Genomic DNA, 13,125 nt, shown 5'->3' with positions numbered 1-13,125 from the left:
GTTTCCCGGGCTAGTTTGACCGGCCAAGGCAAGCGTTTTCCGAGGTGGTGACCATGAGTGCGCTGGGCGAGCTGGGCAGCCTCCGAGGCAAGAAACCCGCAGGTCAGAAGCGGGACAACCTGGCCGGGTACCTGTTCCTGGCCCCGTGGCTGCTGGGGCTGTTCCTGATCACGATCGGGCCGATGCTGGCCTCGCTGTACCTGTCGTTCACGGACTACAACCTGATCCAGGCGCCGAAGTGGATCGGGCTGGAGAACTTCACCCGGATGCTCTCCGACCAGCGGCTGCACAACTCGCTGCGGGTGACGTTCACCTACGTGTTCGTCTCGGTCCCGCTGCAGCTGATGATCGCGCTACTGCTGGCGGTCGTCCTGGACCGTGGTGTCCGCGGGATGGCGTTCTACCGATCGATCTTCTACCTGCCCTCGCTGCTCGGCTCGAGCGTCGCGATCGCGATCCTCTGGCGCCAGGTGTTCGGCACCACCGGTCTGCTGAACCAGGTGCTGGACGTCTTCGGAATCCACGGAAAGGGCTGGATCTCCGATCCGAGTACAGCGCTCGGCACGCTGGTCGTGCTGAACGTCTGGACGTTCGGTTCGCCGATGGTGATCTTCCTGGCCGGACTGCGGCAGATCCCGGCGATGTACTACGAGGCCGCGGCGGTCGACGGCGCCGGGACGCTGCGCAGATTCTTCAGCATCACGCTGCCGCTGCTCACGCCGATCGTGTTCTTCAACCTGGTGCTGCAGATCATCCACGCGTTCCAGTCGTTCACCCAGGCGTTCGTCGTCTCCGGGGGAACCGGCGGGCCGTCGGACTCGACGATGTTCTTCACGTTGTACCTCTACGACAAGGGCTTCGGGAACTTCGACATGGGCTACGCCTCGGCGATGGCGTGGTTCCTGCTCGTGGTCATCGGGGTCTTCACCGCGGCGAACTTCTTCGCCTCGAAGTACTGGGTGTTCTATGACGACTGAAACGCTGTCCCGTACTGTCGCCACCCGCCGCACCTGGGGCATCACCTGGACGCGGATCCGGCCGCTGGTGATCCACGTCGTACTGGCCGCGGCCGCGCTGGTGATGCTGTACCCGGTGATCTGGATGGTGGTCAGCTCGCTGCGGCCCGGCAACGAGATCTTCCGCGATCCGGGCATCCTGGTGAAGGACCTGCGGATCGACAACTACCGGGTCGGCTGGAACGCGCTGACCGAGCCGTTCACGCGCTACCTGCTGAACTCGGCCCTGGTGGTGCTCGGCTCGATCCTCGGCAACCTGGTGTCCTGCTCGATGGCGGCGTACGCGTTCGCCCGGCTGGAGTTCAGCGGCAAGAAGTTCTGGTTCGCGATCATGCTGCTGAGCATCATGCTGCCGATCCACGTGGTGATCGTGCCGCAGTACATCCTGTTCTCGCACCTGGGCTGGATCAACACGGTGCTGCCACTGATCGTGCCGAAGCTGCTCGCCACCGACGCGTTCTTCGTCTTCCTGATGGTGCAGTTCATCCGCGGTATCCCGCGCGAGCTGGACGAGGCCGCCCGGATCGACGGCTGCGGCAAGGCGTCGATCTTCCTGCGGATCATCCTCCCGCTGATGGTCCCGGCCCTGGCCACCACGACGATCTTCACGTTCATCTGGACCTGGAACGACTTCTTCAGCCAGCTGATCTACCTGACCGACCCGCACAAGTACACCGTCCCGCTGGCACTGCGGTCGTTCGTGGACGCGACCTCCAGTTCGTCGTGGGGCTCGATGTTCGCGATGTCGGTCGTCTCCCTGGTCCCGGTCTTCCTCGCCTTCCTGCTCGGCCAGCGGTTCCTGATCAAGGGCATCGCGACCACCGGCATCAAGTAACCCCTGAAAGGTTCCCCACATGAGGCACATCCCCCGCGCCCTCACGGCGCTGGCGCTGGCCACCACGTTGCTGGCGGCAAGCGCCTGCGGCGGCGACTCCGGTGGTGGGTCGTCGTCCGCGGACGGCGGCAAGGTCACGCTCCGATTCACCTGGTGGGGGTCGGACACCCGGACCAAGCTCACCCAGCAGGTGATCGACGCGTACCAGAAGGACCATCCGGACGTCACGATCAAGGGCGAGTTCGGCGACTGGTCCGGCTACTGGGACAAGCTCGCCACCACGGTCGCGGCGAACGACGCACCGGACATCATCCAGATGGACGAGAAGTACCTGCGCGAGTACGCCGACCGCGGCGCGCTGCTCGACCTGAAGAAGGCGCCGGGCCTGGACACCGGCAAGTTCGAGCCGGACACGCTCGGCGCCGGTGAGTTCGACGGCGGCCTGTACGGGCTGAACGCCGGCATCAACTCGTTCGCCGTCGTCGTCAACCCGGCCGCGTTCAAGACCGCCGGCGTACCGATCCCGGACGACAAGACCTGGACCTGGGACGACTTCGCGAAGACTGCGGCCGACATCACCAGCAAGACCGGCGGCAAGATCACCGGGACCGGCCCCCTCGGGACGAACGAGGCCGGCCTGAACCTGTGGGCCAGGCAGAACGGCGAGTCGCTGTGGACCAAGGACGGCAAGCTCGGCGTCTCGCCGGAGCAGACCACCGACTTCTTCAAGTACATCCTGAAGCTGCGCGACGACAAGGCGATCCCGTCGGCCGAGGCCGTCTCGCAGGACGTCAACGCATCGCTCGACCAGTCCGCGTTCGCGACCGGCAAGCTGGCGATGAGCTTCATCTGGAGCAACCAGCTGGTGGCGTTCAGCAAGGCGACCGGCCAGCAGCTGAAGCTGCTGCGGATCCCGAGCGCCGACGGGAAGGCCGCCGACAACGGCTCGTACTACAAGGGCTCGATGTTCTGGTCGATCTCGTCGCGGTCGAAGCACCAGAAGGAGGCCGCGGAATTCGTCAACTACCTGGCGAACAGCACCGCCGCCGGTAACGTACTGCTGGCCGAGCGGGGCGTGCCGCCGAACACCGAGGTCCGCGCCGAGGTGACGCCGAAGCTGCAACCGGCCGACGCCGCGACCGCGAAGTTCATCCAGGACATCAAGGCCGACCTCGGCGACCCGTCGCCGGCGCCGCCGGTCGGTGGCGGCCAGGTGGAGAAGATCATCCAGCGGTACACGACCGACGTACTCTTCGGACGACAGTCGCCGGACGCGGCGGCCAAGGCATTCCTCGACGAGGTCAAGGGTGGGCTCAAATAGTCGCGTGGCCGTGGTGGGAATCCACGGCCACGGAGCCTCCCATGTCCGGAACGTCCTGAGCCTGGACGACGCCGAGCTGGTCGCGGTCGCCGATCCGCTGGGCGGTGCGGACCTCCCAGTTCCGGCCTTCGAGAGCCTGGACGAGCTGCTGGCCGCCGTCGAAGTGGACGTGGTGGTGATCTGTACGCCGATCCAGACCCATGTCCCGCTGGCGGAGCTGGCGATGCGCGCGGGCGCCGACGTCCTGCTGGAGAAGCCGCCGACGGCGTCGATGGCCGAGTTCGAGCAGCTGTCCGCGGTGGTGCGGGAGACCGGGCGCGCGCTCCAGGTCGGGTTCCAGGCGCAGGCGTCGGAGGCGACGCTCGAGCTCGCGGCGATGATCGCCCGCGGCGAGCTCGGTGAACTCCGGGGCATCAGCGCGACCGGTAAGTGGGTGCGCCGGGCCGGGTACTTCCAGCGCGCCCGCTGGTCCGGCCGCCGGCACCTCGACGGGGTCGACGTGGTCGACGGCGCGGTGACGAATCCGCTCGCGCACGCGACCGCGGCCGCCCTGTTGCTGGACGGGTCGACCGGCGTGGACGACGTACGTTCGATCGAGACCGAGCTGTACCGCGCGAATCCGATCGAGTCCGACGACACGTCGTCGGTCCGGATCACCACCAGCCGCGGTACGCCCATCCTGATCGCGGTCACGCTCTGCGCCACCGAACAGGTCGACGCGTCGGTCATCGTCCACGGTTCGAAGCGCCGCGCGGTGCTCTCGTACCAGTCCGACCTGATCGACGGTACGAAGTACGGCCGCGCCGACCTCCTCGAAAACCTCCTCGCCCACCGCACCGACCCCGCCGTACCCCTCTACGTCCCACTCGCCGCCACCGGCGCCTTCACCCGCGTCGTCGAAGCCGTCCGCACCGCACCGGATCCGGCGGAGATCCACCCCGAACTGGTGCAGTGGGAGGGGGAGGGGCTGGAGCGACGGCCCATCGTCCGCGACGTCGAGCAATGGATCGACCGCGCCTCCGACGAACTCTCGCTGTTCAGCGAAATCGGCGCCCCCTGGAGCTGATCGCGGACCGCCAGGCCATCACAATCCCTCGGGCGCAGCCCGCGTCCGCCTGCCGGTCGCGGTCGGCGGCGATTGTGATGGCATGGCGGTCCGCCTCACGCCGGAAGAGCGAGGCTGAAGGTGGTGCTGCCGGGGGTTGACGTGAGGGTGAGGGTGCCGGCGTGGGCGTGGGCGATGGACTCGGCCAGGGACAGGCCCAGGCCGGTGCCGCCGGTGGCGCGGGTGCGGGCGGTGTCGGCGCGGGTGAAGCGCTGGAAGACGTTGGGTAGCAGGTCGGCGGGGATTCCGGGGCCGTCGTCGTGGATGGTGATCACGGCGGCGTTGTCGCGGTGCGCGGCAGCGACCGTGACCGTCGTACCGGGTGGGGTGTGCCGGCGCGCGTTGGTGAGCAGGTTGGTGACCACCTGGTGCAGCCGCTGCTCGTCGCCGATCACGATGATCGGCTCGGCCGGCAGGTCCAGTTCCCAATGGTGGCTGGGGGCAACTATCTCGGCGTCGGCGACCGACTCGCGGGCCAGCCGGGACAGGTCGACCGGGCGCCGGTCGAGCGGCCGGCCGGCGTCCAGCCGGGCGAGCAGCAGCAGGTCCTCGACCAGCGCCGCCATCCGGGTCGTCTCGACCATCACCTTGCCCATCGCGTGCGTGAACAGTTCGGGATCGTTCTGGTGCAGGCTCAACTGCGCATAGCCGTGGATCGTGGTCAGCGGTGTGCGCAGCTCGTGGGACGCGTCCGCGACGAACTGCCGGACCTGCTGCTCGCTGCGGTGCCGCGCGTCGAGCGCGTGCTCCATGTGCCCGAGCAAGGTGTTCAGCGCGACCGCGACCTGGCCGACCTCCGTATGTTCGTCGGTGAGCTGATCGGGGACCCGCGCGGTGACGCCGATCTCACCCGTGTCCAGCGGCAGCGCCGCCACCTCGCGCGCGGTCTGCGCGACCCGGCGCAGCGGTCGCAGTTGCCGTCGTACGACGAAGATCGCGACGCCGCCCGCGGTCAGGACGCCGATCCCGCCGAACAGCGCCTCCCACCCGATCAGGCTGGTGATCGTGTTCTGGATGTCCTTCGTGGGCAGGCCGGTGACGACGGTGATCGGCCCGACGCCGGTCGCGTGGACGCGGTAGGTGCCGAGGCCCGGTACGTCGACCGTACTGCTCTGGCCCGCCGGCACCTGGTCGAGTACGTCGACCGCCTGCTGCGACAGATCGGCCAGCTTGCCGTCGGAGGTGATGACGGTGCCGACTGCTTCGGACGACTGCAGGTAGAGGGTGACCGTACCGGCGTCCTGCCCGTGCGGGGAGTCCGGCGGCGGGCCGTCGTTGTGCAAGGCGCCGATCGCCCGGCCCTGCGCGGCGGCCACCTTTCCATCAAGCTGATTCGTCAGGTAAGAGCTGATCGCGGCGGTCGTCAACGCACCGATCACGATGCTCACCACCGCGACCAGTACCACCATCGCCGCCGCGACCCGCACACTCAACGACCGCGCCGCAACCCTCATACGTCCGAGCATCCGCACCGGTTATGGGTGCAGGCTGCGAACGTCCTGAGAACTCGCTGGGAAATACTGCGCCGGAATCCTTAGTTGGCGCACAGGAGCGACAAGATGCCGAAGATCGAGGTGCTCAGCGCCTGTGACCAGAACGTGTGGGTCAAGCCCGGAAGGTTAGTCGAGACATCGGCCGCAGTGATGAGGGACAGGTGCGAATCGGCAGGCGCCTCCAGATCGTCGGCCACGTTCGGCTGTCCTGGCACGTTCAGGTAGATCGTCGTCGGTCCGGTGGCGGCCACACGCTCTGATGCATAGGAGCTTGCCTGTTTGCAGCCCGTCACGTCCGGCGTTATGTACAGGAACGAGTCAGCTCCATGCTGCTCGACGTAGAAGACGTCACGCCGAGGATTGTCCGCCGCGGTCGGCAACGTGAACTGACCAGCACCCGTCACGTGGTAGGGCTTGGCGAAGGCTCCACGCCAGACATAGTGAGCGAAACTCTTCGCGGTCGAGATGCCGGCGCCGTACGCCCCCTGGCTGCCGATCACGAGTCGATAAGCCGAGATCGATCCTGGTCGAACTCCGCTGATCGTCACCTGGCCTGTCGAGGTGGTCTTGCCCGTCGCGACATTGGTCCACGTCTTGCTCGTGCTGATGTAGCGCTGGAGATACACAAGTGAGCCCGAGGCTGGATGCGGATATGCGTGGCCCGTAGCCCGGAGCTCCCCAGAAAACGCGTCGACCGTCGCGATCGAGTCCAGGGCGATGTATCTGGTCGTCACGGGGTATCGCACCGAACTGAATGCCGGGCGATATCTGCTCGTTCCGGGGAAGTATGCGCGGTAGTCGTACGCGGACAATTGCTTAACCGAGAAGACGAAAGCACCGGACGCGTTGGTGTGCGTACCGGCGAGCGTGTGGAACTGGCGCCTGCCGTGAACGGAACGCTGCAGGTATACGGCGACGCCGCGAAGCTTCGTCGACGTTCCTGTGCGCGAGACAGCGCCGGACAGGCGGATGGTCGATCCGTAGACGCCCGAATACGGCGCCGACAATGAAACAGTCGATCGGATCGAACCGGCAGCTTCCGCTGTCGGCGATCCCCCAATACCTACGGCCGCGAGACCAGCGGCCGCGACACCGGCCACAACAGCGGCCCAACCGAACCTTGGCAAACCGAACCCCCTTGAGCTACGGTCGGGGACTTCCACAACCGTCGATGGCACGCATGAGTGCGCGGACATCCTGCACCGACTACCTGAAATCAAGCTGACGCAGAAGCAAGCCGAGTTCGAGACGTTTCCGGATTCGCCTCCCCTTTCGGGGCCGGAAACCGGTAGCCTCGTGCAGCGCGCTATGGGGGCCGCCGTACCACCCACCCGACGAACTGCCGGAGAGCCCAAACCGGTCAGGAGAGCACGTCTTGCAGGAGAACACCAGCACAACCAGTACTGGCGAACTGGTCAACGTACCCCTCACCGGTGCGGACAAAGTCGCCTACGCTTTCTACGCGACCGCGGCTGCCGCGGCTCTGGTCGGCCAGGTCTGGGCCGGCGTGACCCACATCCCCTGGCCGAGCGACGGCTTCTCGCCGCTGCTCAAGATCATCCTGGTCACCCCCGCGGTCGCGGTGCTCGAGCTCGGTGGTGTCGCCACCGCGGCGCTCGCCGACCTGCGCCGCCGCAAGGGTGAGCAGGCCTACGCCTACCGCGCGATGTCGTTCTTCGCGGCGCTCGTCGCGGTCGTCTTCAACGTCGTCGGTCACTGGCGTCCGGAGGAGCGGTTCCTCGCCTTCGGCTTCGGTGGCCTGTCCGCGTTCGCGTACGTGCTCTGGCTGATCCACAGCTCGGCGCGACGTCGCGACGCCCTCCGCCGCGCGGGGCAGATGCGCGAGACCGGCCCGGTGTACGGCGTCGTGCAGTGGGCTCGTGAACCGCGGGTCACCTGGCTGGCGCGCTCGCTGGCGATCGAGCACGGGTACGGGCTGTACGAGAGCCTGCGCGCGGCCCAGCACCAGATCCGCAACCGCAGTCGTCGCGAGGCGATCGCCGGAACTGTCGCGGAGTACATCCGGTCCGAGCACCAGGACGAGCGGCTGGCGAAGATCGCCGAGACGACGTACGACCCGGACCGGCTGGCCGGGATGCTCGAGGAGCGGATCAACTACGAGGTCATCACCAACAAGCTGACCAAGGCGATCTCGCCGCCGCCCGAGCCCGAGGAGCGTCCCGCCGTACCGGCCGCCGTCTGGGTGCTCGAGGGTGGGCAGCCGCGGCGGGCGGACAACACCGGCGTGGGGCTGCGCGACGACGACGCGTGGACCGGCGAGCTGATGGCGATCGTCGACCCCGACCCGGCCGACAGCGGGAACGTGTCCGAGGCGGTCGTGGTCGAGGACGAGAGCGAACCGCAGCACGTCGTGAACGGTGCGTCGAGCAGCCTGAAGCCGTTCGCCCCGCAGCCGAAGGCCGAACCGCTGGTGGAGAAGCCGAAGCCGCCGTCGCCGTTCGCGACACCGACCGACTCCGAACCCCCGGCGCTGATCACCGCGCCGCCGGTCGAGCCGGTCCTCCCCGACCCCGAGCCGGAGGAGGAGAAGCCGGAGCCGACCGTCCTGGAGAAGAAGCGGATGCGGGCGTTCGCCCTGCTGTCCGACTGGCCGGCCGGGCGGGAGCGGAGCGCGAAGACGCTCGCCGACGCGATCACCTCCAGCGAGCCGATGGCTGCGCGTTTCATCGAGCAGTACGAAGCCGAGCACGGGGTCGTGTTCGCTTCGCAGAACTGATTCATCCGGCTGCCGGTGGACCTCCCAGGTTCACCGGCAGTTCGGCGAGACCGCTGACCAGCACGCGACGCCATTCGAGCTCTTCGGCCGGCTTCGCGAGGCTCATCCGCGGGAACCGCCGGACCAGCGCCAGCAGCGATTCCTGCAGCTCGATCCGCGCCAGCTGGGCGCCGAGGCAGAAGTGCGGCCCGAAGCCGAAGGACAGGTGTTTGTTGTCCGCCCGGTCGATCCGCAGCTCGTCGGGAGCGTCGTACGCGCGCGGGTCCCGGTTCGCCGAGTTGAGAGCCGCCATCACGCCTTCGCCGGCCTTGATCCGTACGCCGTGCAACTCGACATCCTCGAGCGCCACCCGCAACTGACCGACCTCGCTGAACCGGTTGAACCGCAGCAACTCCTCGATCGCGGACGGGATCAGTCCGGGTTCTTCAACCAGCCGCGCCCAGTTGGACGGCCAGCGCAGCAGCGTGGCGACGCAGCTGGAGATCTGGTTAGCCGACGTCTCGTGCCCGGCGACCAGCAGGTTGACGCCGAAGGCAATCAGTTCGTCCTGGCTGAGCCGGTCGCCCTCCTCGCGTGCCCGCACGAGCTCGTCGAGCAGGTCCTCGGCCGGCCCGGACGTGTTCGCGAGCTTCTTGTCGACCAGTTCTTCGATGTACGCGGTCAGGTTGGTCATCGCGTCCTCGACCAGGTCCTTCTCGGCCATCTTCATGCTGTACCCGAGCTCGGTCCACTCCCGGAACTGGGCCCGGTCCGCGTACGGTACGCCGAGCAGCTGGCAGATCACCTGGATCGGCAACGGCAACGCGACCAGTTGGCGGATGTCGGCGCCGTCCCCGGCACGCGCGACGTCCTCGGCGAGCTGTGCGGACAGCTCCGCGACCCACGGCCGGGTGCGCTCGATCCTCCGGTGCGCGAACGTTGGTACGACCAACCGTCGCAACCGGGTGTGTTCCGGTGGGTCGGTGGTGGTCAGGCTGTTCGGCATCGGCTTGGCCAGCGCGACCCGCGGCGCGCCCTGCTTGACCACCGCGGCCCGCGAGAACCTCGGGTCGGCCAGTACCAGCTTCACGTCGTCGTACCGTGTCACCAACCAGACCTCGGCCCCCGCCAGCGTGCGCACCCGGGCGACCGGCCGGTCCTCCCGGAGCTCCGCGAACGTCGGCGAAGGGTCGAACCGAAACGCATCCTCGAACGGAATCTGCAGCACCGGATCCATAGCTAGACCCTAAGGAACTTAGGTAACCCTTGCTTGTGGTTGCGGCGCGTCGTCCTACAGCCGGGCGGCCGGGGTGCCGACGCCGTGCAGGAGGGTGTCGACGACCTGGGTGGCGAGGGTGTCGGTGCCGATCTCGTCGGGGTCGCCGCTCTGGGCCACCTCGTGCAGGAGCGCGTAGTAGACGCGGCGGGCCCAGATCAGGTCGACGTCTGCGCGGAGTACTCCGGCTTGCTGCAGGCGGCCGAACAGGCGGTCGCAGGAGGCGACGACGCCGGCCATGATCTCGTCGCTCTCGTTGCTCGCCGCCAGGGCGCTGTTCATCGAGAAGCCCCAGGACAGCTTGACCTCCAGGGCATTCGTGGTTGCCTGGTAGAGAGCGACGAGTGGTGGTGCGGTGTCGAAGCGCGCCTCGTCGACGGCGCTCGCCAGCTGGCGGGAGGCCCAGGTCTTCATCGTGGTGACGAGCGCCTCGCGGGTCGCGAACCGCCGGTGCACGGTCGTCCGGGCCACACCGGCCGCCGCGGCGATCTCCTCCATCGAGGCAGACGGATTGCGGTTCAGGACCCGCTCGGCCGCTTCCAGGATGGTCCGTACGGTCCGCTCGGCGTCGCTGCGCAAGGGTCGAACGGTCATACCGAAAAGACTACCTGCATGTTCTTCCTGAAGCTGTACTTGCGACAGATATGTTGCAAGTAGTAGCTTTAAAGCGTCACTCAAGATGCAAGAGGGGTTGTTATGGATCTGCAGTTGAAGGACAAGACGGCGCTCGTCACCGGAGCCAGCCGAGGGATCGGGCTCGCGGTGGTCGAACAGTTGCTGGCCGAGGGCGTACGGGTGGTGGCGGTCGCGCGGACGACCACGCCGGAGTTGAAGGCGACCGGTGCGTACGTCGTACCGGCCGACCTGACCGCGGCCGACGGCCCGGAGCAGGCGGTGGCGGCAGCGCTCGCTGAGGTGGGCGAGCTGGATCTGCTCGTGAACAATGTCGGTGGTGGGGACGGAGAGCTGGCGTCCGGGTTCCTGCAGCTCGATGACGAGGCGTGGCGGCAGCTGTTCGACGTGAACTACTTCGCGACCGTACGGACGACGCGGGCCGCATTGCCCAGCCTGATCCGGCAGGGCGGCGCGATCGTGAACGTCTCGTCGAACGGTGCGCGGATCCCGTCGGCCGGCCCGGCGCCGTACACGACCGCGAAGGCGGCACTCACCGCGTTGGGCAAGGCGCTCGCGGAGGAGTTCGGTCCGCAGGGAGTCCGGGTGAACACGGTGTCGCCGGGCCCGGTGCGGACGGCGTTGTGGACGGATCCAGGCAAGTACGGCGGGCAGCTCGCGCGGGCGCTCGGTGTCCCGCAGGAGGACCTGCTGGCCGGGCTGCCGCAGCAGACGGGCATGCTCACCGGCCGGCTGATCGAGCCCGCCGAGGTGGCGGCACTCGTCGTACAGCTGCTCTCGCCGGTAACCGCCAGCATCGTCGGCGCCGACTACCTGATCGACGGCGGCAGCGTGAAGACGGCCTAGCTCTCCCAGACCGGTACGGACGGGAGGCCGCGGCGGGCCCTGGCCTCGTCGGTCAACTGCTGTACGAGGTCCGTCTTCGCAACGGTGTAGTCGAAGCCGGTCAGGCCGTTGGCGGCGAGTTCGCGTTTCAGGGCGGCGTACCGTTCGACGGCGTGCGGGGTCTCACGGAGGTAGTCGCGGAGGATGCGCTGGTTGAGCGTGTCCCAGACTTCTGGTGGGAAGACGTGCAGGTTGTGCGTGAGTACGTCGCCGACGACGCGCGTGTAGGTACGCCGTCCCGGCGGGCCGTCCGGGTGGTACTCGAAACCGAGGCCGCTGAGGTCCTTCGGCGCGACCGCGTCGAGGCTGACGGCGCGTGCGGCGATGTCGATCACCGGCTTCGCCAGCAGGCCCGGTACGGCCGTACTGCCGATGTGCTCGAGCTCGGTGACGCTGTCCCCGAGGACCGGGCGCAGGCGTTCGGCCATGTCGGAGAACAGCCCGGGCCAGCTCTCGTCGTACTCCGCTAGAACAGTCATGAGGGCTGGCCCGGGCCTCGGCTACTTCGTGCCGAAGGAGTAGATGGTGGTGGACTTGTAGGTCTCGCCGGGGCGGAGGACCGTCGGCGGGAAGTTGGCGTGGTTCGGGGAGTCGGGGAAGTGCTGGGTCTCGAACGCGAATGCGTCGCCCTGGCGGTAGGCCTTCTTGCCGATGCCGAGGAACGTGCCGTCGAGGAAGTTGCCGCTGTAGAACTGCACGCCCGGCTGGTCGGTGTGTACTTCGATGGTGCGGCCGTGCTCCGGCTCCCAGAACCGGCCCGCGAACCGCAGGCCGTTGCTGTCCGGCTGCCCACCGAGGACGAAGTTGTGGTCGTACCCGCGGCCGAAGACCAACTGCTGGTGGTCGCCCCGCAGTCGCTTGCCGATCGCGGTCGGCCTGCTGAAGTCGAACGGCGTACCCGCGACCGGGGCGATCTCGCCGGTCGGGATCAGTGTCGCGTCGACCGGTGTGTACTTCGGTGCGTTCAGCTCGAGCACGTGGTCGTAGATCGTGCCGTTGCCCTCGCCGAGCAGGTTGAAGTACACGTGGTTGGTGAGGTTCACGATCGTCGCCTTGCCGGCCACGGTCGCGTGGTAGTCGATCTTCAGGTTGTCGCGCCTGTCCAGCGTGTACGTGACGGTGCTGGTGAGCTCACCGGGAAAGCCCATCTCGCCGTCCGCGCTGACGTAGCTGAACGCGACGCCGACCGACTTGTCGTCCTGGACGACCTTCGCCTTCCAGACCTTCTTGTCGAAGCCGATCGTGCCGCCGTGCAAGGCGTTCTCGCCGTTGTTGACCGGGATCTGGTACGCCACCCCGTCGAGGGTGAACTTGCCCTTGGCGATCCGGTTGCCGTACCGGCCGATGGTGGCGCCGAAGTACGGGCTGAGCGTCGCGTAGTCCGGCAGGTTGTCGAAGCCGAGGCTGATGTTCTCGGTGTGGCCGCGGCGGTCCGGCGTCTCGACCCGCTGGATCGTCGCGCCCCAGGTGAGCATGGAGACCGTCATCCGGCCGTTGGTGAACGTGTACACGTCCACCGCCTGGCCGTCCGGGGTGGTACCGAACGGGTCCTTGCGGATCTCGAGCTTGCCGTGGTGTGCGCCCATGCCGTGCAACTTATCCGGCGTACCAGTGGTTCCGGCGGTTCGGGTGGCCGCTTCCGCGGTGCTGCTGAGAGCGCCCGCGGCGGCGGCACCGAGGCCCAGGGCGCCGGCGGTCCGCAGGACCTGGCGGCGGGGCAGGTGATCGGGCATCGCAATCCCCTTCAATCGTTGTAGATGGCAGACCTCGGCACGATAAAACGGTCTAGGAGTGTTTGGAACAGTTCGGAACGGTGTGAATTCGTCCGATCTCTAGGCCAGTGAC

Annotated in this window: 12 protein-coding genes; 6 read left to right on the top strand and 6 right to left on the bottom strand. The window is 67.6% G+C overall.

Going from position 1 to position 13,125, the window contains the following annotated elements; genetic code table 11:
- The first annotated feature begins 53 nt into the window (after positions 1 to 53).
- From ACFYRU_RS06935 to ACFYRU_RS06920, 4 genes are read left to right on the top strand one after another with little or no spacing between them, the layout of a single operon-like run.
- Positions 54 to 977, top strand: a complete 924-nt coding sequence (locus ACFYRU_RS06935; RefSeq protein ID WP_387653928.1) for a carbohydrate ABC transporter permease — start codon at positions 54 to 56, stop codon at positions 975 to 977.
- On the top strand, positions 967 to 1,851 hold the full coding sequence (locus ACFYRU_RS06930) for a carbohydrate ABC transporter permease (protein WP_387653925.1): 885 nt from the start codon (positions 967 to 969) through the stop codon (positions 1,849 to 1,851). The genes ACFYRU_RS06935 and ACFYRU_RS06930 overlap by 11 nt, the downstream gene beginning before the upstream one ends.
- Positions 1,852 to 1,870: 19 nt before the next feature.
- Positions 1,871 to 3,172 carry an ABC transporter substrate-binding protein gene (locus ACFYRU_RS06925; protein WP_387653922.1) on the top strand — a complete coding sequence of 434 codons (1,302 nt, stop codon included), beginning with the start codon at positions 1,871 to 1,873 and terminating at the stop codon, positions 3,170 to 3,172.
- 4 nt (positions 3,173 to 3,176) lie between these two features.
- On the top strand, positions 3,177 to 4,238 hold the full coding sequence (locus tag ACFYRU_RS06920; RefSeq protein ID WP_387653919.1) for a Gfo/Idh/MocA family protein: 1,062 nt from the start codon (positions 3,177 to 3,179) through the stop codon (positions 4,236 to 4,238).
- A gap of 95 nt (positions 4,239 to 4,333) precedes the next feature.
- On the opposite strand, the gene ACFYRU_RS06915 is transcribed toward ACFYRU_RS06920, so the two are convergent.
- Together ACFYRU_RS06915 and ACFYRU_RS06910 are read right to left on the bottom strand one after the other, a co-directional pair.
- Complete coding sequence (locus ACFYRU_RS06915) at positions 4,334 to 5,731, bottom strand: sensor histidine kinase (RefSeq protein ID WP_387653917.1); 1,398 nt, start codon at positions 5,729 to 5,731, stop codon at positions 4,334 to 4,336.
- A gap of 80 nt (positions 5,732 to 5,811) precedes the next feature.
- Positions 5,812 to 6,777: a hypothetical protein gene (locus ACFYRU_RS06910; protein WP_387653914.1), complete on the bottom strand. Its 966-nt coding sequence runs from the start codon at positions 6,775 to 6,777 to the stop codon at positions 5,812 to 5,814.
- A gap of 368 nt (positions 6,778 to 7,145) precedes the next feature.
- On the opposite strand from ACFYRU_RS06910, the gene ACFYRU_RS06905 reads away from it, so the two are divergent.
- Positions 7,146 to 8,507 (top strand): hypothetical protein, encoded by a 1,362-nt coding sequence (locus ACFYRU_RS06905; RefSeq protein WP_387653911.1) that lies wholly within the window; start codon positions 7,146 to 7,148, stop codon positions 8,505 to 8,507.
- A gap of 1 nt (position 8,508) precedes the next feature.
- Here the strand turns inward: ACFYRU_RS06905 and ACFYRU_RS06900 are convergent, their stop codons facing one another.
- Positions 8,509 to 9,723 carry a cytochrome P450 gene (locus ACFYRU_RS06900; RefSeq protein ID WP_387653908.1) on the bottom strand — a complete coding sequence of 405 codons (1,215 nt, stop codon included), beginning with the start codon at positions 9,721 to 9,723 and terminating at the stop codon, positions 8,509 to 8,511.
- Positions 9,724 to 9,777: 54 nt separating this feature from the next.
- Positions 9,778 to 10,356 carry a TetR/AcrR family transcriptional regulator gene (locus ACFYRU_RS06895; RefSeq protein WP_387653906.1) on the bottom strand — a complete coding sequence of 193 codons (579 nt, stop codon included), beginning with the start codon at positions 10,354 to 10,356 and terminating at the stop codon, positions 9,778 to 9,780.
- A gap of 102 nt (positions 10,357 to 10,458) precedes the next feature.
- Here ACFYRU_RS06895 and ACFYRU_RS06890 point away from each other — a divergent pair, with 102 nt between their 5' ends.
- A complete protein-coding gene (locus tag ACFYRU_RS06890) occupies positions 10,459 to 11,241 on the top strand; it encodes an SDR family NAD(P)-dependent oxidoreductase (protein ID WP_387653903.1) in 783 nt (260 codons plus the stop codon).
- Here the strand turns inward: ACFYRU_RS06890 and ACFYRU_RS06885 are convergent.
- Both ACFYRU_RS06885 and ACFYRU_RS06880 read right to left on the bottom strand, forming a co-directional pair.
- Complete coding sequence (locus ACFYRU_RS06885; protein ID WP_387653901.1) at positions 11,238 to 11,759, bottom strand: GrpB family protein; 522 nt, start codon at positions 11,757 to 11,759, stop codon at positions 11,238 to 11,240. The two genes, ACFYRU_RS06890 and ACFYRU_RS06885, sit on opposite strands and share 4 nt — an antisense overlap.
- Before the next feature lie 21 nt (positions 11,760 to 11,780).
- On the bottom strand, positions 11,781 to 13,013 hold the full coding sequence (locus ACFYRU_RS06880; RefSeq protein ID WP_387653898.1) for an aldose epimerase family protein: 1,233 nt from the start codon (positions 13,011 to 13,013) through the stop codon (positions 11,781 to 11,783).
- Between the last annotated feature and the right edge of the window lie 112 nt (positions 13,014 to 13,125).

The sequence above is a fragment of the Kribbella sp. NPDC004536 genome (genome assembly GCF_042873835.1).
Classification (GTDB): domain Bacteria; phylum Actinomycetota; class Actinomycetes; order Propionibacteriales; family Kribbellaceae; genus Kribbella.
The sequence above is the reverse complement of the archived record's forward strand: the minus strand, read 5'-3'. Positions and strand labels throughout refer to the sequence as shown.